This is a genomic window from Methylobacterium phyllosphaerae, from assembly GCF_001936175.1.
Classification (GTDB): Bacteria; Pseudomonadota; Alphaproteobacteria; order Rhizobiales; family Beijerinckiaceae; genus Methylobacterium; species Methylobacterium fujisawaense.
This window is the reverse complement of sequence record NZ_CP015367.1, coordinates 3,487,012-3,509,124: the sequence shown is the minus strand read 5'-3', so window position 1 is coordinate 3,509,124 and position 22,113 is coordinate 3,487,012. Positions and strand designations below refer to the sequence as shown.

The window sequence follows — 22,113 nt, the reverse complement described above, 5'->3', positions numbered from 1 at the left end:
CGAGACGCCTGCGGGGTCAGGGAGGAAACGATGAACGAGATCGTCCAGGCCGAGGCCGTCTCAGAGGTCTTCTACGGCGCCTGTCCGCATGATTGTCCCGACACCTGCTCCATGCTGTTCGAGGTGAAGGGCGGCGAGCTTCTGAGCGTGCGCGGCAACCCGGACCACCCGATGACCCGGGGCGGCCTCTGCGTGAAGCTGAAGGATTACGAGAAGCGCCACTATCATCCGGACCGGGTGCTCTACCCGATGAAGCGCGTCGGCCCGAAGGGCTCCAAGCAATTCGCGCGCATCACCTGGGACGAGGCGCTCGACGAGATCGTCAGCCGCTGGACGGCGATCATCGACCAGTACGGGCCGCAGGCCATCGCCCCCTACAGCTATCTCGGCAACCAGGGCCTCGTGCACGGGCTGAACGGCGGCGACGCCTTCTTCAACCGCATGGGCGCCACCGTGACCGAGCGGACCTTCTGCGGCGAGGGCTCGTGCACGGCCTGGCTCCTCACCGTCGGGCCGACCGCCGGCCTCGATCCGGAGAGCTACATCCACTCCAAGTACATCGTCATCTGGGCCTGCAACTCGGTCAGCACGAACCTCCACCACTGGGCGATCGTGAAGGACGCGCAGAAGAAGGGCGCCAAGGTCGTCGTCATCGACGCCTACGCGTCGCGCACCGCCAAGGCCGCCGACTGGCACATCGCCCCGAAGCCCGGCACCGACGGCGCCCTCGCCATGGCGCTGATCAACTCGATCATCGCGCAGGGCCTCGTCGACCAGGACTACGTCGACAACCACACGATCGGCTTCGCCGATCTGAAGGAGCGGGCCGCCCCGCGCACGCCGGAATGGGCGGAGTCCATCACGGGCGTCCCGGCGGCCGACATCCGCAGGCTCGCCCACGAGATGGCGACGGCCCAGCCGGTGGGCATCCGCATGGGCGTGGCGCTGGAGCGGCATTTCGGCGGCGGCCAGACCATCCGGGCGGTCACCTGCATCCCGGCGCTCACCGGTGCGTGGCGCCATGTCGGCGGCGGCGTCACGCAGTTCCCGGTCTGGGAGCATCCCTACAAGTTCGACGTCATGTGCCGGCCCGACCTGATCCCGGAGGGCACCCGGGTCGTCTCGAACCTGCAGATCGGCCGCGCGCTCACCGGGGAGCTGAAGCTCGACCCGCCGATCATGTCGATGATGTGCTGGAACTCGAACCCGGTGACGCAGGCCCCCGAGACCGACAAGATCGTCGCGGGCCTGATGCGGGAGGACCTGTTCATGGTCTCGGCCGAGCACTTCATCTCGGACACGGCCGCCTACGCCGACATCCTGCTTCCGGCCGCGATGGGCGCCGAGATGGAGGACATGATCCTCTCCTGGGGCCACCTCTACCTCACCTACAACACCAAGTGCGCGGAGGCGCCCGGCGAGGCGATCCCCAACAACGAGATCTTCCGCAGGCTCGCCGCCCGGTTCGGCTTCGAGGAAGAGAACTTCAAATGGTCGGACGCGGAGTGCCTGGAGCACTACGTCGACTGGGCCTCGCCCGCCTGCGCGGGGATCGACCTCGCCTACATGCGCGCGCATGGCTTCGCCCGCCTGAAGGTGGGCACGCCGGACGACCGCGCCCCGCACCGGGAGGGCAACTTCCCGACCGATACCGGCAAGTGCATGCTCAAGATCGAGGGCGCCACGAACTTCGTCGCGCCGCCGTTCCGGCAGATGTACGAGGGCTTCCAGCCCGGCGAACCCCTCGACCCGCTGCCCGACTATGTCGGTGCGCGGGAATCGCACGCGAACGATCCGGAGCTGGCCAAGCGCTACCCGCTCAACATCGTCTCGCCCAAGAGCCACTACTTCCTGAATTCCTGCTACGCCAACATGGCGGACAAGCAGAAGGGCCAGGGCGAGCAGTTCGTGATGATCAGCCCGACCGATGCCGAGTCCCGGGGCATCGTCGACGGCGACCGCGTCCAGGTCGCCAATGCCCGGGGCGCCTTCAAGGGCGTCGCGCGCGTCACCGACGACGTCACGCACGGAATCGTGGTGGCGACCCTCGGCTACTGGCGCCAGCTCAACGAGGGGACAGTCAACAGCATCTCGTCGGCGGCCTTCACCGATATGGGCCACGCCCCCTCGTTCTCCGACAACCTCGTAGAGGTCTCGCGGGCGAACTGACCGAGTCCTGTGATGGGAACCGCGCGCAGCGACGGGAGCCGGGGCAGCGTCACAGCCGGGGATGTGGTGCCGGCTGGCGTGCGTCGCTGCGCGCGCGGGGATAGCGGAGCCCTCATGGGGAGACGGGGTCGCGGGGCGTCCCCGCCCGCCATCCGGCCGGCGGCGCCCTCGCCGCGTGCGGGGCCGCAAGGGCCCGAGGCATGGTCACGGGCGTCAGGGGGAAACTGATCGCCGCGCGGCGCGGCTTCGCGGCCGCGGCCTGCGCTGAAATGGAAAGCCGCCCGGGACGGATCCGTCCCGGGCGGCTCGAATGTGACGCTCAGGAGCGGGGCGCCCGCTCCAACCAGCCGATGCTGCGACCCTCGCCGCCGCCCCCGCCGCTGCGCGGCCGGGCATCGGCCCGCTGGGGCCGGGCGTCGCGATTCGGACGGCCCTGGTTGGGGCGCTCGCCCTGCGGTCGTGCCGGCCGGTCGGCGCGGACATCGCGGCCCTGCGGGGCATGACCCCGCCCGTCGCCGCGGGCGTCGGCCCGGCCTTCCTGGGGCCGGCCCTGCCGGGGCGCACCCTGGCCGGGACCGCCGAAGCCGCGGCCACCCTCCGGCCGACCCTGCTGGGGACGGCCCTGCGACTGCCGGGGCCGCTGACCCTGGCGGCCGCCGCCGGGACGCTGCTGCTGCCGTTCGGGCCGGCGCTCCTCCTCGCGGGCGATCTCGGCCGCCTCCTGGCGGGACGGCGGGGTGAAGCCCTCGGGGAAGCCCGCCACCGGCACCTTCTGCCGGGTCACCCGCTCGATGTCGCGCAGGTAGGCCTTCTCCTCGTCGTTGCAGAACGAGATGGCGAGCCCGTCCGCGCCGGCCCGGGCGGTGCGGCCGATCCGGTGGACGTAGCTCTCCGGCACGTTCGGCAGGTCGAAATTGACCACGTGGCTCACGCCCTCGACGTCGATGCCGCGGGCCGCGATGTCGGTGGCGACCAGAACCCGGCAGGAGCCGTCCTTGAAGGACGCCAGCGCCCGCTCGCGCTGCGGCTGGCTCTTGTTGCCGTGGATGGCCGCCGCCGCGATGCCGACCTTGTCGAGCCCGCGGACGACGCGGTCGGCGCCGTGCTTGGTGCGGGTGAAGACCAGGACGCGTTCGATCGCCGGATCGCGCAGGATGTGGCCGAGCAGCGCCTGCTTGGCGCCGGTGTGGACGAAGATCACCTGCTGGTCGACCCGCTCCGCCGTGGTGGCGACGGGCGTCACCGCGACCTGGACCGGATTGGTGAGGTACTGCGCCGCGAGGCCGGCGATATTCTTCGGCATGGTCGCCGAGAAGAACAGGCTCTGGCGCTTCTCGGGCAGCATCTTCACGATGCGCTTGAGGGCGTGGATGAAGCCGAGGTCGAGCATCTGATCGGCTTCGTCGAGGACGAGAATCTCCACGCCGTCGAGGATCAGTGAGCGACGCTCGATCAGGTCGATCAGCCGGCCGGGGGTGGCGACGAGGATGTCGACGCCCGGCGCCAGGGCGCGCTCCTGCCGGCTGATGGTGACGCCGCCGAACACCACCGTGTTGGTGAAGGACAGGTGACGGCCGTAATCCGAGAAGGATTCGGCGATCTGGTTGGCGAGCTCGCGGGTGGGCGAGAGCACCAGCACCCGGCAGCCGCGGCGCGGCGCGCGGCGGTCCGAGAGCGAGAGGCGGTGCAGGATCGGCAGCGCGAAGGCCGCGGTCTTGCCGGTGCCGGTCTGGGCGATGCCGCAGAGGTCGCGGCCTTCCATGGCGGGCGGGATCGCCTGGGCCTGGATCGGGGTCGGCGCGACGTAGCCGGCCTCGCTGAGCGCCCGCAGCACGGGCTGGGCGAGGCCGAAATCGGTGAATTGGGTCAAGGATGTATCCGATGCAGCAGGGCCGGCCGGGCGCCTCGCGTCGCACGCGATCGATGCCGTGTTGGGGCCGGTCCGTTGGCAGGGGGCAGCCCGCGTGATGGGGCGGCCCGGGTGCATGCACGTTATGAAGAGGGGGGCCGGATCACGCCGGGAAGGCGCCCGATCCGTCACGCAGCCCCCTCAAGCGGGCCATGACGGCCGCTGACGCTGCAGCGCCGATATGCGGCTGTGCGACTGCGAAGTCAATGCAGGGCCGGGTTGCGGCGCGATCAGGCCGAGGGCCACGCGGACCGGTACCAGTGCTCCGTCGAGCCCGCGAACACGGCCGGCGATCCGGGCATGGCTCTCCGCCTCCCGCAGCGCCAGGGCGCCCGAGCTTTCGGTCGATCGGGACCGGGCCGCGATTCCGCAGAGCGGATCGGCTTACTCTGATGTTGTGTCGCAATCGGCGGCGCACCGCCCTGTCTTGCACCACATCCGGGCTGCCGCAGATCCGGGGCAACCGAAACAATGTGGTGCGGCCAAGAGGACTCGAACCTCCACCCCTCTCGGGACTAGCACCTCAAGCTAGCGCGTCTACCAATTCCGCCATGGCCGCATCGGACGCGAAGACCGGTCCGTTTGCCCGACCGTCGCGCGCCGCGGGAAAACCCGGGGCCGCTTTCGTGTCGCGCGGCGCAGCGGATAACAGATCGTTCCGCCGCCGACAAGCGCCTCGCTCACGGGGAATCGTAGCCGCCCTCCAGGAAAGGCGCCGCGCCGTCGCCGATGCTGATGCCGGGCTCCACGATCGAGGCCGCCTTGCGGATCAGCTCGGTCACCTCGACGGAGATGCGGTCGCCGGTCACCACGATCTGCCCGCGGGCGATCGGGTGGTCGTTGGCCAGGATCTCGACCATGTCGCTGTCGCTGGCTTCCAGCTCGATCACGGCGCCGCGGCCCATGCGCAGCAGCATGTGCAGCGGCATGCGGGCGCGGCCCAGCACCACTGTCAGATCGACCTTCAGGGTCTCGAAGATCGCCACCAGCCGCCATCCTGTCTCACGGCCGGTCCTTGCCAGCGCCGGCCGCGAATGTTGAAGGCTGCGACCATCGACGCAGGATGATGAACTCTTGGTAAACGCGCCCCGCCTCACGGTCCGCCCGCACGCCTTCCCGAAGCGGCCCGGCGCAGATCCGGTCGCCGGCCCGGTGGGCTGGCGCGTGAGCGACGCGCCCGTGGGCTACGCGGCCGCCCTCGCCTGGATGGAGGCGCGTGTGGAGGCGATCGCCCGCGGCGCGGCGCCCGAATGCGTCTGGCTGCTGGAGCACCCGCCGCTCTACACGGCCGGGACTTCGGCCCGACCGGAGGATCTGGTGGCACCGGACCGCTTCCCGGTCCACGCCACGGGCCGGGGCGGGCAATACACCTATCACGGCCCCGGCCAGCGGGTCGCCTACGTGATGCTCGACCTCGACCGGCGCAGCCGCGACCTGCGCGCCTATGTGGCGAGCCTGGAGGCGTGGCTGATCGAGACGCTCGCCGCCTTCAATGTCCGCGCCGAGCGCCGGGAGGATCGGGTCGGCGTCTGGGTACGCCGGCCCGAGAAGGGGCCTCGCGTCGAGGACAAGATCGCGGCGATCGGGATCCGGGTGCGCCGCTGGGTCAGCTTCCACGGCATCAGCCTGAACGTCGAGCCCGATCTCGCGCATTTCGACGGGATCGTGCCGTGCGGCGTCCGGGAGCACGGGGTGACGAGCCTCGTCGATCTCGGCCTGCCCGTGAGCCTGCCGGAGGTCGACATGCAGCTCCGCGCCGCCTTCGAGGCGCTCTTCGGGGCCACCGTGACCGAGGCGGCGGACTGATCGGGCATGCCGCCGATGCCTCCGGCCGCGCCGATCAGAAATCCGCGTGCAACCGCGAGGCGAAGAAATGCGCGGGGCCGCGGTCGCGATTGTATCCGGGATTGTCGATGAACTGGTAGTCGAAGGTCAGGGTGACGAATTTCGTGAGGTTCAGGGCGTAGTAGGTCTCCAGCGCGCGCTCGGTGCCGTAATTCAGCCGCCCGTCGCCGATCAGCAGGCCGAGGTAGCCGGCCGCGAAGGCGGCCCGGTGTGAGGGCGAGAGCCCGTTCATCGCGGCGCCGATGCCGATCGTGTCGTCGGGCCGGTCCCAGGCCTTGCCCTTCAGCGACAGGCCTCCGGAGAAGCTCCGGTCGATGTCGGTGAAGGAGATGTTCTCGGTGCGCCCGTCGTTCAGGCTCGCCCGGGCGAACAGCCCGAGTTCCGGCGTCAGCCCCTGCTCCAGGTTGATGTAGCCGCCGGTCTTGCGGCGGGGGCGCCTTGTCGCCGCGACGGCGTCGTTGATGTCGTCGAACAGGCCGAGCTGCGTCAGGGTGACCACGTCGCGGTTGTTGGCCGAGACACCGACATTCGAGAACAGGCCGATCCGGATCTTGCCGGGCTGCTCCAGCCACGGGAGGACGTGGCGCTCCTCGAACTCGACGTTCAGCCCCGCACGCCGGAACACCCGCGGGTCGAGCACGTCGCTCGACGGCTCCTTGGGCACCTGCGTGTAGGCCGCGCGGATGGCGAATTCCGGCCGGTTGTACTCGGCGTAGACGCCCTGCGTGAAGCCCGGGAGGTTCGCCGGGAAGTCCCAGGCCGAGGCGCCCCAGAGCGACCAGTTGAAGAAGTCCACGCGCGGGTCGTGCGCGTAGATGTTGCCGTCGAAGAAGTCGCCCAGCGCGAACTTGCCGGCGATCAGCGTGATCCGCTCGGCATCGTAGCGGGTGGCCACCTGGTTCGGACCGTCCGGCACATCCACGGTCTCGCCGCCCAGCCCGAAGGTCTGCTTCACGTAGTAGCGGTTCGAGCGCAGCTTCGGGAACGGGGCGCCCGCCTTCTGCGCCTCGCCGTTGACGAAGCCGGCGACGCCCAGCGTCCGCGATAGGCCGAAGCCCTGGCTGAATTCGGGGTTGTAGTAGATCTCGGTGCTGTCGGTGAGCTTGAGGCCGAGGAAGATCGTCGCCGTGGTGGTCTGCCGGGCCTGATGGGGGATCAGGCTCTGCGCGCCCTCGTAGGGCGAGCGGAAGCCGGGCACGGCCTGCGCGATCAGGGTCGTCTGCCCGTGCAGCGAGAAGCGGCCGGTATCGCCGTTGTCGGGGTCGTGCGGAGCGGTCTCGTCCGGGTCCGGCGGCACCTTCAAGCCGCCCGGAAACCACATCAGCCGTGCGAACAGCTGGTTGGAGGTGAAGCTCGCCCGGGTCGTGACCGGTCCACCCGTGTCGCCGGGCACCACGCCCAGCGGGAAGCGCCGGCTGCCGCCGAGATCGATGTAGCGGTAGTCGATGCCCAGGGCGAGGCTGTCGGTGATGGCGTATTGCACGCCCGCGCCCAGGGTGAAGCCGACATAGCCCAATTCCCGCTGCGCGGTGGTCTGGCCGCCCGTGTCGAGATCCGGATAGCTGGCGAGAAACCGGGCGTTCGCACCGGTGAGCCCGAAGGTGCCGTAGATCAGATAGCGATCGAAGCTGTAGCCGAGTCGGGCACGCAGGGCGCCATAGAGATTCGTCTTGGCGCGCACGACGTTGAAGGCCGGATCCGCATCCGCGTAGCCGAACCCCGCGACGGTCGCGGGGACCGGACGCTTCAGATTCGCCAGATCGAGATTCGCTTCGATGCCGTAGACCCACGGCCCGGCCTGCCAGGTCCAGCCGCCGAACACGCCGCCCACGGCCGTGGTGGCGTTGCGCCCCTGGTCACTGCGGCCCGTGGAATCGCCGCTCTTGAAGGCCGGGATCGGCCGGCCGCCGATCGTCGTCGGACCGAAATTGTAGGCCCCGTAGGATCCGCCGGCGCTGCCCTCGAGGCCGACATAGCCGCCCGACCAGTCGGTGTAGGTCGGCCGGGCGGCGTCGGGGCGCGGCGCGGCGAAGTCGGCCGCCCGCGCGGCGACCGGGACGAGAAGGGGCGTCGTCAGAATGAGGGCTGCGGTGCGGACCAGGGGCACGGAACGGGTTCTCATCCGACTCACAAAAAAGTATAGCACTTGCTAAAACGGTCTTCGGCATCGCGCAAGCCAGGGTGCGCCTTCTCGCCACAGGCCGCCTCGCAAGTCATCTCCGTTCCGCCCGCCATCCTCGACGCTCGGCATGGCAGTGGAATGACAATCCCGGTCCCGCCGTCTCGGTCAAGATGCAGAGGGTCATCGTAGAGCGAACATCTCCGTGAGCTTTTGCAATGACCGCGTCTTGGTGCCGGAAAGACATGCGAATACGATCATGGCTCCCCAAGGTGGTCTCAGATTAGAATTGTTATTATTTGAGATCGATGCGATTCCAGTTTGAACTTCGAGCGGGGTGGATTATGTGCGACCGCATGCAGGCTTCGCACATCACTCCGCTTCTCCGCGGCCTCGCCGCGGCCTCGCTCCTCGCCTTCGCGGGCCCCGCGACGGCCAAGGAAGTGCCCATCGGTCCGCATGTGACGCAGAACGGCCTGGAGGTCGCCGCCGTCTATCTCCAGCCGATCGAGATGGATCCTCCCGGCATGATGCGCGAGGCCGCCAAGTCGGACATCCACCTCGAAACCGATATCCGCGCCGCCAAGGACAACCGCAACGGCTTCGCCGAGGGGGACTGGGTGCCGGCCCTCGACGTCCGGTTCGAGGCGGTGAAGCTCGATGGCGACAAGCCCACCGACCAGACGGTGTCGGGAGTGCTGATGCCGATGGTGGCCAATGACGGGCCGCATTACGGCGATAACGTCAAGCTGTTCGGCCCCGGCCGCTATCGCCTCAAAGTAATGGTCTCGCCCCCGGGCAAGGACAGCCATTTCGGTCGCCACGTGGACAAGGAGACAGGGGTCGGTCCGTGGTTCGAGCCCTTCGCGGTTACGCAGGATTTCACCTTCGCCGGTGTCGGCAAGAAGGGCGCCTACTGAATTTGCCGGAGCTGTCCGTGTCCCGCCTGTCGCGCTTCCTCGCCCCTGCCGCCGTGCTGCTGGTCGCCGTCGCGTCCGCGCGGGCCGACGACATGCCGGTCATCAAGGTCGAGATGCGCGATGGGGTGATCCTTCCGGCGGTGATCGAGGTGCCGGCCAACACCCGGTTCAAGCTGGAGATCTCGAATACCGGCCAGAGCCCGGTTGAGTTCGAGAGCACGGAACTCAAGCGCGAGAAGGCGCTGGCCGCGGGCTCGACCTCGGCGATCGTGTTCCGCACCCTCGATGCCGGCACCTACCAGGTGTTCGACGACTTCCACCCGGAGGCGAAGGCGACTTTGGTGGCCAAATGAGCGCGTCGACGACAGCGCCAGCCTCCCTTGCCCTGAGCCGTGTTCCGCCGCGTCGATCCGTCATCGACGGTGCGCTGGCCCGGTTCGGCGACGGGCTGCGCCGGTACGGTTGGATCATCCGGGCCGTGCAATGGCTGATCGTTGCCGTCTACGCGGTTCTGGTGATCGTCCCGGCGCTGCTGCCGCTCCCCGACAACGCCGCCCATATCTGGACCAACCTGACGCTCGCCGCTCAGTTCGCGTTCTGGGGGATCTGGTGGCCGTTCGTGCTGGTGAGCATGGTCCTGGTCGGCCGTGCATGGTGCGGCGTGCTCTGCCCCGAGGGCGCACTCAGCGAATTCGCAAGCCGCTGGAGCCGCGGCTATGCCGTGCCGCGCTGGATCACCTGGCAGGGCTGGCCCTTCGTGGCCTTTGCCGGCACCACCGTCTACGGGCAGATGACCAGCGTCTACGGCTATCCCAAGCCGGTCCTCGCGGTCCTGGGGGGCTCGACGCTGGCGGCGATCGTGGTCGGCCTGCTCTACGGGCGCAACAAGCGCGTCTGGTGCCGCTACCTCTGCCCGGTCAACGGCGTCTTCGCGGTGCTGTCGAAGCTGGCGCCGGTCAGCTTCCAGGTCGACAGCGCCGCCTGGGCGGTCTCGCCCAAGCCCGTCGGGGGCACCGAGAGCTTCAACTGCGCGCCCCTCGTGCCGGTAAAGACCATGCGCGGCGCGGGCGCCTGCCATATGTGCGGGCGCTGCAGCGGCCATCGCGGCGCCGTGCGACTCGCCCTGCGCTCCCCCAATCACGAGATCGTCCGCGTTGCGGGCGAGGAGCCCAGCCTCGACCAGACCATGCTGATCCTGTTCGGCATGCTGGCGCTGGCGGTGGGCGCCTTCCAGTGGTCGTCGAGTCCCTGGTACGTCGACGCCAAGCAATGGGCCGCCACGTGGCTCATCGAACGCGGGACCACGTGGCCCCTGGAGCATTCGGCGCCCTGGTTCGTGCTGACGAACTACCCCGACCGCAACGACGTCATGACCCTCCTCGACGGCGGGTTGCTGCTGGCCTACATCGGCGCCGCGACGATCGTCCTCGGGCTTGCCCTGTCGGGGATCGTGGCGCTCGCGACCCTGTCCCTCGGGGGCTGGTCCCTGCGCCGCTTCCACCACCTGACCCAGACGCTGATCCCCGTGGCGGGCTGCGGCGTCTTCCTGGGCCTGTCGGCGCTGACCGTCACGTTCCTCCGCGGCGACGGCATCGTGATCCCCTACGTGGCGGAGATCCGCACGGCCCTGCTCGCCGGCGCGAGCCTGTGGAGCGTCTGGCTCGCCTGGCAGGTGGCGGGGCTTGCCGTCGGTGGGGTCCGCCGGGTGGCGGCCGCGGCCTGCATCGCTGGGGCGGCCGCCCTGTCGGTGGCCAATTGGGTGCTCCTGTTCTGGATCTGGTAGCGCGCGGTCCGCGCGCGGTGCTTCACGCTCTCGCATAACCCCTGGAGACCGCCATGATCGGCGCCTTCGTCATCGCCTTCCGCGAAGTCATCGAGGCAGGCCTCATCATCTCCATCGTGCTGGCGGCCACCCGGGGCATCCCGGGCCGGATGCGCTGGGTCCTGCTCGGCGTTGCCGGCGGCCTCGCGGGTGCCGCCCTGGTGGCGCTGTTCGCCGAGAAGATCTCCGATGCCTTCGAGGGCAGCGGGCAGGATATCCTGAACGCCGCGGTCCTGATCGTCGCCGTGCTGCTGCTCGTCTGGCACAACACCTGGATGAGCAAGCACGGCAAGGAACTTGCGGGCGAGCTGCGCGCCGCCGGCGCGGCGGTGCGATCGGGGGAGCGGGAGGCGGCGGCCCTCTCGATCGTGATCGGCGCCGCGATCCTGCGCGAGGGCGCCGAGCTGGTGCTGTTCCTGTATGGCCTCGTGGCCTCGGGCACCTCAGGGGCCGACATCCAGTTCGGCGCCGTCGCCGGCATCGGTGCGGGCGTGCTCCTCTCGGCGGTCACCTATCTCGGCCTCGCCTCGATTCCGAGCCGCTACGTCTTCTCGGTGACGAGCGTGCTGATCATCTTCCTCGCGGCCGGCTTGGCTGCGCAGGCCGCGCAGTTTCTGAGCAATGCCGGCGTGGTGGACGTCCTCGGCCACACCCTGTGGAACAGCTCCGGTTTGATCGCCGAGAATTCCTGGCCCGGCCGCGTCCTGCACGCCCTGGTCGGCTACACGGACCGCCCGACCGCCCTGCAGGGTCTGGTCTACATCGCCACCATCGCGGTGATGATCGGCCTGATGCAATGGAGCGCCGCCGACCAGCGCCGCGCGGTGCGGGCGGCGTAGAACGGCGTCCGACCCCATGGCCGCCGGACCGCCGGACAGCGTGATGTGCGGAGACTGTGCGCTGCCCGCCTGACACGGTCGGGGCAGATCCGGCGCCGGGGTGCGGGCGTCCCGGGCCAAGGATCGCCCGGCTGTGTGTCCTCGACGCGAGGCAACCGGTTCCGCCGCACCGATCGGCGATGCGGCGGAGGGGGATCGGGCTGCGGCCCTCAGGCCGGGGCAGCCCATTTCGCGCGATCGGCCGGCTTCTCCCTGTAGATCGTGCCGCCGAAATCGATGTGCAGTTCCGTGTCGGCCCCCTCGCGCCGGCGCGCCAGCACCTCGAAATGCTTCGGCTTGCGGCGCGGCGCGTCTACGACCATCCAACCCGCCGAGGCCGCCGCCGCGAGGGCATGCGCGGGATCGGCGGGGCCATCCGCCCGCTTGGAGCCGGGAGCGTGGTGGGGCTTCTTGTGATGGATCTCCACCGGATCCCGGCCCGCCGCCGAAATCCGTGTGACCTTGATCTCCGAGGGACGGCGCTCGCCCTCCAGGGTCACGTGCAGCCCGCTCGTGATCGGAAACGCGTCCACGCCTTTCGGGCCGAGATCGGCCAGATGTGTCTCGCCGCCCGCCTCGAGGGTGAAACGATGGGCGAAGACGTGCCGGATGGTGCCCGAGAGGGCGGTCGTGTCGTGAAGCGGCATGATTTTCTCCGTGGAGCGCCCAACCGCAGGCGCATTCGATATATCGAAATCTGCCACGAAGGTTTCAAGGACACGATCAGATCGGTCCGGACACGGCGGCAGCCCGCCATGTCCGAGGGCAGGTTTCTGGCGGCCCGCCGGCTTCTCAGGCGCCCGTCGCGACCGCGCGGGCCGGATCGGCGCCCCATTCCGACCAGGAGCCGTCGTAGAGGCTTCGCGCCGGGCGGCCCATGGTCTCGAGAGCGAGCGCGATGATCGCCGCGGTCACGCCGGAGCCGCAGGTGGTCACGATCGGCCGGTCCGGATCGACGCCGTTCTCGGCGAAGACCGACTTCAATTCCTCCGGGGTCTTCATCCGGCCGTCACGCTGGAGTGCCGCGTAATGCAGATTGCAGGCGCCCGGCATATGCCCCGGTCGGACGCCGGGCCGGGGTTCGGGCTCCTCGCCGCGGAAGCGTGTCGCCGAACGGGCATCGACCACCTGAGCCGACCCGGTTTCCAGCGCCCGCGCCACGTCGTCCGCATCCGCCACCGCGCCGTGATCGAGGCGGGCCGAGAAGTGGCGACGCTCGTGCGGGTGCGGCTCGCCTTCCTCGGTGGGGTAGCCTGCCGCGATCCAGGCCGGGAGACCGCCGTCCAGGACCAGGGCGTCCCGCACGCCGAAGGCCTTGAGCATCCACCAGACACGCGGAGCCGAGAACAGGCCCTGACCGTCATAGACCACGATCTGCATGCCGTCGCCGACGCCGAGGGCGCGAATCCGGGCGGCGAACACCTCGGGCCGCGGCAGCATGTGCGGCAAGCTCGACTCGGTGTCGCTCATGGCGTCGAGATCGAAGCGGCGGGCGCCGGGAATGTGGGCCGCGCGGTATTCGGCCTCGGGGTCCCGGCCTGCGGCCGGCAGGTACCAGGAGGCGTCCAGGACCACGATGTCGGGAGCTTGTAGGCGGTCGTGCAGCCATTCGGGTGACACGAGGGGCGCGTGGGCCATGGTCAGCGGATCCGGCTCTGTTCGCGTTGCAGGCTCACAGAAACACAGGTCGCACCGCGTTGCACGCCCGGGACAGGTTCGGAGGCGAGCGTCCGGCGGATTCGTCAGGCCCGGCCAATGCCAATCGAAGCGATGCGCGAATGCGCCGAGCTACGCATCCCGCACCGTGGTCCGATGCACCCGACGCAGGCTGGTCTTGTTTTAAAGAGCCGTAACCCCAGTTACGACAGCATAATGACGCCAATCGCGTCGGTCGTCCGGCCGGCATCGTGTTGGCCGACCCGGGCGCCCCGCTTGCGGATGCGCGCCGGGTCCGTCGCCTGAACGAGACGCGTTCAAACTTCCCTTGTCTGCCGGGGTGCATGATCCACCGAGCAGGATACTTATTGAGCCGATCAACGCCATGAATCAACTCGTCCGTATGTCCCAGATTGGCGACGCCGAGACCGTCGAGGAGCCGTCGGCCGACCTGCGCGTGCCCTTCGCGCAGTCCGGAGCCTTCGTGTGCAAGTACATTATCGGTGAGCCGAACGACCGAGCCGTCTGTTGCGGGGCACCCGTGTCCGACGGCAAGAGCTGGTGCGCCTATCACCGCCGCATCGTGTTCGAGCCGACCCGGCCCGGCCGCATCCGCTGAGCGAAGCGTCTCTTCGTCCCGGCCGTCACTGTGTCCGCATGACCTGGATGACGGCGGGGGTGATGATGACCACGAACAGCACGGGCAGGAAGAACAAGATCATCGGCACTGTGAGTTTGGGCGGCAAGGCGGCCGCCTTTTTCTCGGCCTCGTTCATGCGCAGGTCGCGACTCTCCTGGCTCAGCACCCGCAGCGCCTGTCCCACCGGCGTGCCGTAGCGCTCCGCCTGGATCAGCGCGGTGGCGACGGATTTCACCGGCTCGAGGCCGGTGCGCAGCACGAGATTCTCGTAGGCCTGCCGCCGGTCGGGCAGAAACGACATCTCGGCGGTCATCAGGGCGAGTTCCTCGGCCAGCACGACCGAGGAGGTGGCGATCTCGGTGCTGACCTTCCGGAAGGCGTTCTCGATCGCCATGCCGGATTCCACGCAGATCAGCGTGAGATCGAGGGCGTCCGGCCACGCCTTTCGGATCTCGGTCTGGCGCTTCTTGGCGGCGTTGACCAGGAACAGCTCCGGCGCCTTGATGCCGGCATAGGCCGCGCCGACCACCAGCCCGAACCGCACGAGGTAGGATGAATCCAGAACCTCGAGCACGAACAGGTAGAACAGGGCCGCGATCACCGAGGCGAGCGGCACGACGAACCGGAAGAACAGGAACGCCGTCTCCGACCCCGGGCCGCGATAGCCTGCCTGCATCAGCATGCGCTTGGCCGTGTCGGTGCCGAGCCAGCGGCGCAGCTGGTACCGCTCGACGATGGACTTCATGTAGGCCTTCGGCTCCACGCGCAGCGTGGCCCGGGTCGCCGGCCCGTCCGCCTTCACCCGCTCGCGCCGCCGGATCTGCTCGCGCTCGTCGCTGACGAGCTTCATCCGCTTGCTGAGCTTGTCGGTTTCCAGGAAGGGCTGCGCCACCGCGTAGGCGGTCGCCGCCGCCGCGACCGCGGTCAGGAGCGTGCCCATGAAGCGGGGATCGAACAGCTTCTCGGCAATGTCTTCGATCATCGGGCGGTATCCGGCAGAGGGCGCACCGCGCCTAGAACTCGAACGCGATCATCTTCTTGATCGTGAAGATGCCGATGGACATCCAGATCGCCGCGCCGACCAGGGCGACCTTACCGGTATCGGTCGTCCAGAGCAGCGAGATGTAGTCGGGGCTCGTCAGGGCGGTGATGCCCGCCACCGCGAAGGGCAGGCAGGCGATGATCGAGGCGGAGGCCTTGGCCTCCATGCTCATCGCCTGGACCTTGCCGCGCATCTTGGCGCGGTCGCGCAGCACCGTGGACAGGTTGTTCAGCGCCTCCGACAGGTTGCCGCCCGACTGCTGCTGGATGTTGATCACGATGGCGAAGAAGTTCACCTCGGCGGTGGGCACCCGCTCGAACAGCCGCGTGCACGCCTCGCCGAGCGACAGGCCCATGGCCTGGGTCTCCACGACGGTCCGGAACTCGCTGCGCACCGGCTCCTCGGCCTCGCGCGAGACCATGCGGAAGCAGTCGCCCACCGGGATGCCGGTTCGGATGCCGCGGACCACCACGTCCACGGCGTTGGGCAGCTCCTTGTTGAACTTCGCGATGCGCTTGAGCCGCAGGTGGCGCAGCAGCCACGCCGGCAGGCCGAAGCCCCCCGCGAAAGCGGCCCCGAGCGCCGCGAGGGCATTGTCGGTGATCACGAAGATCAGCAGCCCGAGGACGCCGCCGCTGGCGGCTGAGATCGTATAGAAGGTCCGCTTCGTCCATCCGAGGCCGGCGCGGGCGAGCTTCAGCTCCACGCTGGCCTTCGAGGCGCCCTTGGCCTTCGCCTCGATCTCGCTCAGCGTCTTGGCGACCTGCTCGCGCCGGTTGACCGCGACGCCCCGGGTCGCCGCGCCGGAGGCGGAGACGCTGATCGACTTCAGACGCTTGTTCGCCCGGCGCTCGCCGCCGAGCAGGGGCAGGACAGCCACGTAGGCGACCGCCGCGACCGCGATGCCGATGAGGCCCGCGGCGAGCGGCAGGTTGGAGGCGCCGGCGGCCGCGGCGGGCAGGTCCGGCATGCGCTCAGCTCCGGTCGATGATCTCGGCGGCGTCGAGCGCCTCGCCGAGCCGCTGTTCCAGGCCGTAGTAGCGGGCCCGCTCCCAGAATTTCGGCCGGCCGACGCCGGTGGAACGGTGGCGCCCGATCAGCTTGCCGTTCGCGTCCTCCCCGACGATGTCGTAGAGGAAGACGTCCTGCGTGGTGATGACGTCGCCCTCCATCCCGAGCACCTCGGTGATGTGGGTGATGCGCCGCGAGCCGTCGCGCAGGCGCATGGCCTGGATCACCACGTCGATCGAGCCGCAGATCATCTCGCGCAGGGTCCGGGACGGCAGGGTGAACCCGCCCATCGAGATCATCGACTCGATACGCGACAGGCATTCGCGCGGGCTGTTGGCGTGGAGCGTGCCCATCGAGCCGTCGTGACCGGTGTTCATCGCCTGGAGCAGGTCGAAGGCTTCCGGTCCGCGCACCTCGCCGACGATGATCCGCTCCGGCCGCATGCGCAGGCAGTTCTTGACGAGATCGCGCATGGTGACCTGGCCCTGGCCCTCCATGTTGGGCGGCCGCGTCTCCAGGCGGACCACATGGGGCTGCTGGAGCTGCAGCTCGGCCGCGTCCTCGCAGGTGATCACCCGCTCGTCGTGCTCGATGAAGGCGGTCAGGCAGTTCAGCAGCGTGGTCTTGCCCGAGCCCGTGCCGCCCGAGATGACCACGTTGCAGCGCGACTGGCCGATGATCTTGAGAACCTCGGCGCCCTCGGGCGAGATCGCCCCGAAGCGGACGAGCTGCTCCAGGGTCAGCTTGTCCTTCTTGAACTTGCGGATGGTGAGCGCCGGGCCGTCGATGGCCAGCGGCGGCGCGATGACGTTGACGCGGGACCCGTCCGGCAGGCGCGCGTCGCAGATCGGCGAGGCGTCGTCGACGCGCCGGCCCACCTGGCTGACGATCCGCTGGCAGATGTTCATCAGCTGCTGGTTGTCGCGGAACCGGACGCTGGTCAGCTGGATCTTGCCGCCGACCTCGATGAAGGTCCGGTGGGCGCCGTTGACCATGATGTCGGCGATGTCGTCGCGGGCGAGCAGCGGTTCCAGCGGGCCGTAGCCGAGGACGTCGTTGCAGATGTCGTCGAGCAGCTCCTCCTGCTCGGAGATCGACAGGACGATGTTCTTGAGCCCGATGATCTCCGTGACGATGTCGCGGATCTCCTCGCGCGCCGTCTCGGCATCGAGGCGCGAGAGCTGCGTCAGGTCGATCGCCTCGATCAGGGCGCCGAAGATCAGACTCTTCGTGCGGTAATAATCCTCGGACCGCGCGGTCTCGACGACGACGGGCGCCGCCGGTGCCGGACGCGCGACCGGAGCCGCGGCATCGCGCAGGACCGGCGTGGCCGGCGCAGGGGTCCGGGCCTGCGGTATCGGCGGGGGGGCCACCGATGTGCCGCCGGCGTGTCGCCTACCGAACATGGGTCAGCCCTCCGACGCTGACCTGCGGAGCCCGTGGGACGAAGGATCGTATCCACATCAGGATGCCTTGCGGCCGGCGAGCTTGGCGAGCAGCGGCTCGAGCAGGCTCGGACGTCCCCGCCGGCTCTCCGGACGCCCGAGGGTCATGGCGGCCAGATCGTTGAACAGCTCCGCCACCTTCGATCCGGCCTGGATCTCGGCGATCATCTGGCCGTTATTGGCGGCGGTGCCGAACAGCGTCGGCTCGAACGGGATCGACAGGGCGACCGGGGTCTCCAGGGCCTTGGCGAACTCGGCTGTGCCGATCTCGGGCCGCTTCGGTACGCCGACGCCGTTCAGCAGAACGCGGGGCGGCTGGTCGTTCGGGCGCCCGTGCTTCAGCGCGCCGAGAAGGTTCTTGGCGTTGCGCAGGCACGCGAGATCGGGACCGGCCACGATCAGGATCTCGTCGGCCGCGGTCAGGATGCGCTTCGACCACGCGTTCCACTGATGCGGGATGTCCAGGACCACGCAGGGTACGCTCGCCCGCATGTGCTCGATCAGCGCGTCGAAGGCCGGCTCGGACAGGTCGATGGTCCGGTCGAGGCTCGCCGGCGCCGAGAGCAGGCTCAGGTTGTCGCTGCACTTGGACAGCAGCCGCTCCACCAGGGCGGAATCCAGCCGCTCGGGGGCGAAGACCGCTTCGGCGATGCCCTGCGGCGGATCTTGGTTGAAGTTCAGCGAGGCGGTGCCGAAGGCGATGTCGAGATCGGCGATCACCGTCTGGACGCCTTGGTTCCGGGCAACCGACCACGCGAAATTGTGCGCCACCGTGGAGGCGCCGATGCCGCCTTTCACGCCGTAGACCGCCACGGTCCGCCCCACCGGCTTGACGCCTGGGGCCGTGAACAGGTCGGAGATCGCCGCGATCAGCGTCAGGGGCTCGACCGGCACCATGAGGTAGTCGGACACCCCGCGCTGGATCAGCTGCCGGTAGAGCATCACGTCGTTGAGGTGGCCGATCACCACGACGCGGGTGCCCTCGTCGCAGACCTCGGCCAGGGCATCGAGGCACTCGATCGGCTTCGAGCGCGCGCCTTGGATCTCGATGATGATGACGTTGGGCGTCGGCGCGTGCCGATAGGCCTCGATGGCGGCGGCGCCGCCGCCCATCCGGACCTTGACCTGCGCCTTCTGCATGCGCCGGTCGAGGGCTGCGCCCTCGATCATCGCGGCGGTCTCGCCGGTCTCGCAGAATGCCTGGATGGTGATCCGGGGCACCGGGGCGATCGTGCGCTCGCTCGTCTCGGACAGGTCTGCCATGACGGCGCTTTCGGGTTCGCGTTCGGGGCGCGGCGTCGGGGAGCGGCGGGGCTGCCCGTCCCAACGCCGGCTGTCTCAGTTGGTGACTTGGGACTTCACGGCGGTCTGCCCATCTTGCCGCCATGTGGTTGACGGATCCTTGCCGTCCCGCAATTGCCCGATGTCCCGGACGCGCTTGACCGTATCGATCCGACCCTCGGGGCGGCCGCGCACAAGGTCGACCGGATCTGCGACCTGGGCGGCGACGTTGGACTGCGTGGCGCAGCCCAGGTTCCAGCTCGGCTGGTTGCTGTAATCGTAGGCGAAGCTTCGGGTCCCGAGATCCTGAGGCCAGAGGCCGCAGGCGTCGGACACCTTGGCCTGCATGCGCTGGAAGCTCAGCCGGATCGGCGCGGCGAGGGTCGGGGCGGTGACCACGTAGCCGGTGACGGTGATCTCGCGGACGCCGATGCCGTTCTGCGTCCCGAACCGGCCGAGCACCGAGGCGGTCCTCTGGACAGCGGCCACTTGGTTGGGCGGGACGCCCTGCGGAACCTCCATCAGCAGGGCGCCGCGGCCGTACCGGCGGTATTCGAGCATGAAGGCATCGACATCGGCCGCCTGGCGCGGATCCAGATGCCCCACGCCGGTGGGGAACACGTCGAGGTTGCGGGCCCCGTCCGTCAGGACGATCGGGTGGCGTGCGCGGTAATCCGTCACGTCGATCCCGCCGGTGGTGGCGGGATCGCTCTTGCAGGCCGCCGCGAGGGCGCCCAGCGCGCAGGCGGCGAGCAGGCTCGCGGCGCGGCGCGGCAGGGTGGGCGTGGGACGTCCGGTCATGGTTCCGATCCTGGGGCGCGGCGGTGACGCGGGGCGCTACTCGACGATGAAGCCGACGCGGCCGCGATAGGTGCGTCCGAGCGGCGGCGCGGCGGCCGCCCCGGGGGAGGCGACCTTGCCGTAGAGCCGGTTGATCTGGCCGAGCAGCACCGCCTGGCCGTCGGTGGAATCGACGAAGTTGTCGTCCGGCCGGCTCACCTGCTTCGGTTCCATCGTCCGGGCGATGTAGGGGGTGCACATGATCATCAGCTCCGTCTCCTGGCGCTGGTAGTCGCGGGAGCGGAACAGCGCGCCGAGGATCGGAAGATTGATCAGGCCGGGCAGGCCGGAAATCGCCTGCTTGTTCACCTGCTGGATCAGGCCGGCGGTCATCATCACGCCGCCCGAGGGCAGCTCGACGGTGGTCTCGGAGCGCCGCACCCGGGTGCCCGGCACCGCGACCGAGTTGTTCCCGACGACGTAGGTGAAGTTCTGCTGTGGATCGATCTCGGTCACGTCCGTTGCGACGCGGATCGAGATGCGGTTGTCGGCGAGCACCACCGGCGTGAACGACAGGGCGACGCCGTAGGGCTTGTAGGTGATGCCGGGGGTGCACACGCCGCCCACCGTGCAGGCGGCCGAGGATGGCACCGGGAACTCGCCGCCGGCCAGGAACTTCGCGGCCTCCCCGGAGATGGCGGTGAGCGTCGGCTCGGCCAGGATCCGCGAGACGCCCGCCTGCTCGAAGGCCTTCAGGGTCGCCTGGAGCGAGAAGCCGCCCGACTGGATCGAGGCCTGGATCTGGTTGCCGCTCGGAGCCGATGGGTTGATGGGGAACGGCAGGTTGTTGATCAGCGCCGGTGACGTCGCGGAACCGAGCGGGTTCAGCGCCGACCAGTTGCCGGTCATGTTGATCCCGAACTGCTTCAGGACGTTGCGCGACACCTCCACCACGGTGACGCGGAGCATCACCTGGTCCTTGTTGCGGATCGTGAGGTTGTTGATCACGGCGCCGCGCGCGCCCGCGGTGACACCGCCGCTCGGTGCCCCTGCGGCCCCCGCCGCGCCCCCGCCGCCCAGCCCCACGAACGCATTGGCGATGTCGATCGCCTGCTGCGCGTCCGCGGAGGAATTCACCGACCCCGAGAGCAGCACCGAGGCCCCCGAGGAGCGCACGTCGAAGCGCCCGCCCGGGATGCTCTGGCCGAGCAACTCGCGCAGGGTCCCGAGGTTGAGATCCCGCGCCACCGACACGTCGAGGGCGGCGATCTGGCGGCCCTCGGCATCCATGATGAAGATCGAGGTCGCGCCGTCGGCCATGCCGATCACGAAGACCTTGCGGGTCGAGCGAACCACGGCGTTGGCCACCGCGGGGTTGGCCACGAACACCTCCTTGGCGTCCCGCGGCAGGTCGACGATCACGGAGCGGCCGGCGGTCAGCTCGACCCGCCGGGTCGAGGCGGATTCCGCGGCGCCGACCGTCAGGATCGGCGCGGGACCGAAGGTCTGGCGGTCCTGCGCGGGGGCCGGTCCGGACAGGACGGCCAGCAGGGCGAGGGCGCCGGCCGCGCGGCCGGCGGGGCGGCCCATCGGGCGCGGGTGGGGGGACGGAGCGGTCATGGCGATCACGGCGTCTGCTGCCGCGCGACGCCGAAGCGCACCACGGTCAAGGCGGGTTCGGGCATCTGCGCCACAGACGCATCGGCCAGCGGCGTGGCTTCGGGCGGCCGCCCGGCATCGGCGAGGCTGCGCAGCGAAAGGGTGAGGGCGCCGACCTTCTGGGCCAGCGCCAGGGTCTCGGCCTGCGCGGGCGTGACGGCCAGCGTCGCGGTCTCGCCGGTGACCACGTTGGTGCCGTTCTTCTCCTGAACCAGCTGCCCGATCGCGAGGACGCGGATGTCGGTCAGGATCGTCTGGGAGAGCTGCACGTCGCTGTTGTTGGCCCGCGAATTGGACTCGTCGCGGAACGTGCGGATCACGTCGACGCGGTCGTTCGGGAGGATGAAGCCGCCGGCCGAGTTGGTGCCGCGGCTGTCGGTGACGATGGCGACGGCGCGCATGCCGGCCGGCAGGATCGCCGCCATGAATCCGCTCTCCGGGCGCACGAGCTTCTGCGCGCGGATCGGCTCGCCCGCCAGGAAGCCTGCGCGCACCGAGGCGCCCACGGTCTCCTCGAGGGCCTTGGGGTTGATCTTGCGGGTCACGTAGCCTGCCGTCACGGCGCTGTCCGGCCAGGGTTGCCAGCGCAGATCCGCGGCCCGGAGAACCTGACCCATGGGCATGTCGATGGCGGCCACGAGCACGTCGGTCATCGGTTGCGGCGGCGCCTCGGCCTTCGGCGGCGGAGGCGGCGGTGGCGGATCGCCGCCGCTCATCAGGAAGGCCGCCCCGGTTCCCGCCGCGAGGGCGATACCGAGGACGGCGAAACGGGCTGGGTTCATCGCATCGCCACGCGCCGGAGACGGCCGAATTGCCGTCCATGACCCGAACCTGCGCGGGGATTCGTGTAATTATGGTTAAGGTATTATAACCTCTGGCGTTGTCGCCGGTCCGGAAACGGGGCGCCCGAGAAGCGCGTCACAATCCGCAGGATCCT

The 22,113-nt window shown here is 69.5% G+C and carries 19 protein-coding genes and 1 tRNA gene; 7 read left to right on the top strand and 13 right to left on the bottom strand.

All coding sequences use genetic code 11. The features are described from left to right. Positions 1 to 30 precede the first annotated feature (30 nt). The gene (locus MCBMB27_RS15905) at positions 31 to 2,169 is read left to right on the top strand and encodes a molybdopterin-containing oxidoreductase family protein (RefSeq protein WP_075380835.1); all 2,139 of its coding nucleotides are present in this window, start codon (positions 31 to 33) and stop codon (positions 2,167 to 2,169) included. 319 nt (positions 2,170 to 2,488) lie between these two features. On the opposite strand, the gene MCBMB27_RS15900 is transcribed toward MCBMB27_RS15905, so the two are convergent. The 3 genes from MCBMB27_RS15900 to MCBMB27_RS15890 form a co-directional block, all read right to left on the bottom strand. Next, positions 2,489 to 4,039, bottom strand: a complete 1,551-nt coding sequence (locus tag MCBMB27_RS15900) for a DEAD/DEAH box helicase (RefSeq protein ID WP_053609921.1) — start codon at positions 4,037 to 4,039, stop codon at positions 2,489 to 2,491. Between the two features lie 513 nt (positions 4,040 to 4,552). Beyond that, positions 4,553 to 4,637: transfer RNA gene (locus MCBMB27_RS15895), tRNA-Leu, on the bottom strand. A gap of 121 nt (positions 4,638 to 4,758) precedes the next feature. Next, the gene (locus MCBMB27_RS15890) at positions 4,759 to 5,064 is read right to left on the bottom strand and encodes a FliM/FliN family flagellar motor switch protein (RefSeq protein WP_043351350.1); all 306 of its coding nucleotides are present in this window, start codon (positions 5,062 to 5,064) and stop codon (positions 4,759 to 4,761) included. Between the two features lie 88 nt (positions 5,065 to 5,152). On the opposite strand from MCBMB27_RS15890, the gene lipB reads away from it, so the two are divergent. Continuing rightward, positions 5,153 to 5,884, top strand: a complete 732-nt coding sequence (lipB, locus tag MCBMB27_RS15885; protein ID WP_043351352.1) for a lipoyl(octanoyl) transferase LipB — start codon at positions 5,153 to 5,155, stop codon at positions 5,882 to 5,884. Between the two features lie 34 nt (positions 5,885 to 5,918). Here the strand turns inward: lipB and MCBMB27_RS15880 are convergent, their stop codons facing one another. Further along, a complete protein-coding gene (locus MCBMB27_RS15880; RefSeq protein ID WP_075380834.1) occupies positions 5,919 to 8,045 on the bottom strand; it encodes a carbohydrate porin in 2,127 nt (708 codons plus the stop codon). A gap of 353 nt (positions 8,046 to 8,398) precedes the next feature. Between MCBMB27_RS15880 and MCBMB27_RS15875 the strand changes: the two genes are divergently transcribed. From MCBMB27_RS15875 to MCBMB27_RS15860, 4 genes are read left to right on the top strand one after another with little or no spacing between them, the layout of a single operon-like run. Continuing rightward, complete coding sequence (locus MCBMB27_RS15875; protein WP_210187521.1) at positions 8,399 to 8,962, top strand: iron transporter; 564 nt, start codon at positions 8,399 to 8,401, stop codon at positions 8,960 to 8,962. A 17-nt stretch (positions 8,963 to 8,979) separates the two neighbouring features. Then, the gene (locus MCBMB27_RS15870) at positions 8,980 to 9,315 is read left to right on the top strand and encodes a cupredoxin domain-containing protein (protein WP_043351359.1); all 336 of its coding nucleotides are present in this window, start codon (positions 8,980 to 8,982) and stop codon (positions 9,313 to 9,315) included. Next, positions 9,312 to 10,745, top strand: coding sequence for a 4Fe-4S binding protein (locus MCBMB27_RS15865; RefSeq protein WP_043385688.1), 1,434 nt, complete (start codon positions 9,312 to 9,314; stop codon positions 10,743 to 10,745). The genes MCBMB27_RS15870 and MCBMB27_RS15865 overlap by 4 nt, the downstream gene beginning before the upstream one ends. Before the next feature lie 53 nt (positions 10,746 to 10,798). After that, on the top strand, positions 10,799 to 11,623 hold the full coding sequence (locus tag MCBMB27_RS15860) for an FTR1 family iron permease (RefSeq protein ID WP_043351362.1): 825 nt from the start codon (positions 10,799 to 10,801) through the stop codon (positions 11,621 to 11,623). A gap of 209 nt (positions 11,624 to 11,832) precedes the next feature. On the opposite strand, the gene MCBMB27_RS15855 is transcribed toward MCBMB27_RS15860, so the two are convergent. Both MCBMB27_RS15855 and sseA read right to left on the bottom strand, forming a co-directional pair. Beyond that, positions 11,833 to 12,309: a hypothetical protein gene (locus MCBMB27_RS15855; protein ID WP_043351364.1), complete on the bottom strand. Its 477-nt coding sequence runs from the start codon at positions 12,307 to 12,309 to the stop codon at positions 11,833 to 11,835. Between the two features lie 145 nt (positions 12,310 to 12,454). After that, the gene (gene sseA / locus MCBMB27_RS15850) at positions 12,455 to 13,300 is read right to left on the bottom strand and encodes a 3-mercaptopyruvate sulfurtransferase (RefSeq protein WP_075380832.1); all 846 of its coding nucleotides are present in this window, start codon (positions 13,298 to 13,300) and stop codon (positions 12,455 to 12,457) included. A 403-nt stretch (positions 13,301 to 13,703) separates the two neighbouring features. On the opposite strand from sseA, the gene MCBMB27_RS15845 reads away from it, so the two are divergent. Beyond that, complete coding sequence (locus tag MCBMB27_RS15845) at positions 13,704 to 13,937, top strand: GcrA family cell cycle regulator (protein WP_020095642.1); 234 nt, start codon at positions 13,704 to 13,706, stop codon at positions 13,935 to 13,937. 25 nt (positions 13,938 to 13,962) lie between these two features. Here the strand turns inward: MCBMB27_RS15845 and MCBMB27_RS15840 are convergent, their stop codons facing one another. The 7 genes from MCBMB27_RS15840 to cpaB form a co-directional block, all read right to left on the bottom strand. Next, positions 13,963 to 14,940 (bottom strand): type II secretion system F family protein, encoded by a 978-nt coding sequence (locus MCBMB27_RS15840; protein ID WP_043385697.1) that lies wholly within the window; start codon positions 14,938 to 14,940, stop codon positions 13,963 to 13,965. A 31-nt stretch (positions 14,941 to 14,971) separates the two neighbouring features. Then, positions 14,972 to 15,970 carry a type II secretion system F family protein gene (locus MCBMB27_RS15835; RefSeq protein ID WP_043385699.1) on the bottom strand — a complete coding sequence of 333 codons (999 nt, stop codon included), beginning with the start codon at positions 15,968 to 15,970 and terminating at the stop codon, positions 14,972 to 14,974. 4 nt (positions 15,971 to 15,974) lie between these two features. Then, entirely contained in the window at positions 15,975 to 17,417 is a 1,443-nt protein-coding gene (locus MCBMB27_RS15830) for a CpaF family protein (protein WP_043385702.1), read from the bottom strand. A 57-nt stretch (positions 17,418 to 17,474) separates the two neighbouring features. After that, positions 17,475 to 18,719: a CpaE/TadZ family protein gene (locus MCBMB27_RS15825; protein ID WP_043349286.1), complete on the bottom strand. Its 1,245-nt coding sequence runs from the start codon at positions 18,717 to 18,719 to the stop codon at positions 17,475 to 17,477. A gap of 75 nt (positions 18,720 to 18,794) precedes the next feature. Next, complete coding sequence (locus tag MCBMB27_RS15820; RefSeq protein WP_075380831.1) at positions 18,795 to 19,538, bottom strand: CpaD family pilus assembly protein; 744 nt, start codon at positions 19,536 to 19,538, stop codon at positions 18,795 to 18,797. 36 nt (positions 19,539 to 19,574) lie between these two features. Continuing rightward, positions 19,575 to 21,137 (bottom strand): type II and III secretion system protein family protein, encoded by a 1,563-nt coding sequence (locus tag MCBMB27_RS15815; RefSeq protein ID WP_374701307.1) that lies wholly within the window; start codon positions 21,135 to 21,137, stop codon positions 19,575 to 19,577. Positions 21,138 to 21,142: 5 nt separating this feature from the next. Next, positions 21,143 to 21,958: a Flp pilus assembly protein CpaB gene (gene cpaB / locus MCBMB27_RS15810; RefSeq protein WP_043349290.1), complete on the bottom strand. Its 816-nt coding sequence runs from the start codon at positions 21,956 to 21,958 to the stop codon at positions 21,143 to 21,145. Positions 21,959 to 22,113: the final 155 nt, after the last annotated feature.

What these genes read in the sequence shown, in the direction of transcription:
- sseA (WP_075380832.1), bottom strand. Translation starts at nt 13,300, where the DNA reads ATGGCCCACGCGCCCCTCGTGTCACCCGAATGGCTGCACGACCGCCTA.
- MCBMB27_RS15855 (WP_043351364.1), bottom strand. Translation starts at nt 12,309, where the DNA reads ATGCCGCTTCACGACACGACCGCCCTCTCGGGCACCATCCGGCACGTC.
- MCBMB27_RS15875 (WP_210187521.1), top strand. Translation starts at nt 8,399, where the DNA reads ATGCAGGCTTCGCACATCACTCCGCTTCTCCGCGGCCTCGCCGCGGCC.
- MCBMB27_RS15815 (WP_374701307.1), bottom strand. Translation starts at nt 21,137, where the DNA reads ATGACCGCTCCGTCCCCCCACCCGCGCCCGATGGGCCGCCCCGCCGGC.
- MCBMB27_RS15905 (WP_075380835.1), top strand. Translation starts at nt 31, where the DNA reads ATGAACGAGATCGTCCAGGCCGAGGCCGTCTCAGAGGTCTTCTACGGC.
- MCBMB27_RS15840 (WP_043385697.1), bottom strand. Translation starts at nt 14,940, where the DNA reads ATGATCGAAGACATTGCCGAGAAGCTGTTCGATCCCCGCTTCATGGGC.
- MCBMB27_RS15825 (WP_043349286.1), bottom strand. Translation starts at nt 18,719, where the DNA reads ATGGCAGACCTGTCCGAGACGAGCGAGCGCACGATCGCCCCGGTGCCC.
- MCBMB27_RS15830 (WP_043385702.1), bottom strand. Translation starts at nt 17,417, where the DNA reads ATGTTCGGTAGGCGACACGCCGGCGGCACATCGGTGGCCCCCCCGCCG.
- MCBMB27_RS15845 (WP_020095642.1), top strand. Translation starts at nt 13,704, where the DNA reads ATGAATCAACTCGTCCGTATGTCCCAGATTGGCGACGCCGAGACCGTC.
- MCBMB27_RS15880 (WP_075380834.1), bottom strand. Translation starts at nt 8,045, where the DNA reads ATGAGAACCCGTTCCGTGCCCCTGGTCCGCACCGCAGCCCTCATTCTG.
- MCBMB27_RS15860 (WP_043351362.1), top strand. Translation starts at nt 10,799, where the DNA reads ATGATCGGCGCCTTCGTCATCGCCTTCCGCGAAGTCATCGAGGCAGGC.
- MCBMB27_RS15820 (WP_075380831.1), bottom strand. Translation starts at nt 19,538, where the DNA reads ATGACCGGACGTCCCACGCCCACCCTGCCGCGCCGCGCCGCGAGCCTG.
- MCBMB27_RS15865 (WP_043385688.1), top strand. Translation starts at nt 9,312, where the DNA reads ATGAGCGCGTCGACGACAGCGCCAGCCTCCCTTGCCCTGAGCCGTGTT.
- MCBMB27_RS15835 (WP_043385699.1), bottom strand. Translation starts at nt 15,970, where the DNA reads ATGCCGGACCTGCCCGCCGCGGCCGCCGGCGCCTCCAACCTGCCGCTC.
- cpaB (WP_043349290.1), bottom strand. Translation starts at nt 21,958, where the DNA reads ATGAACCCAGCCCGTTTCGCCGTCCTCGGTATCGCCCTCGCGGCGGGA.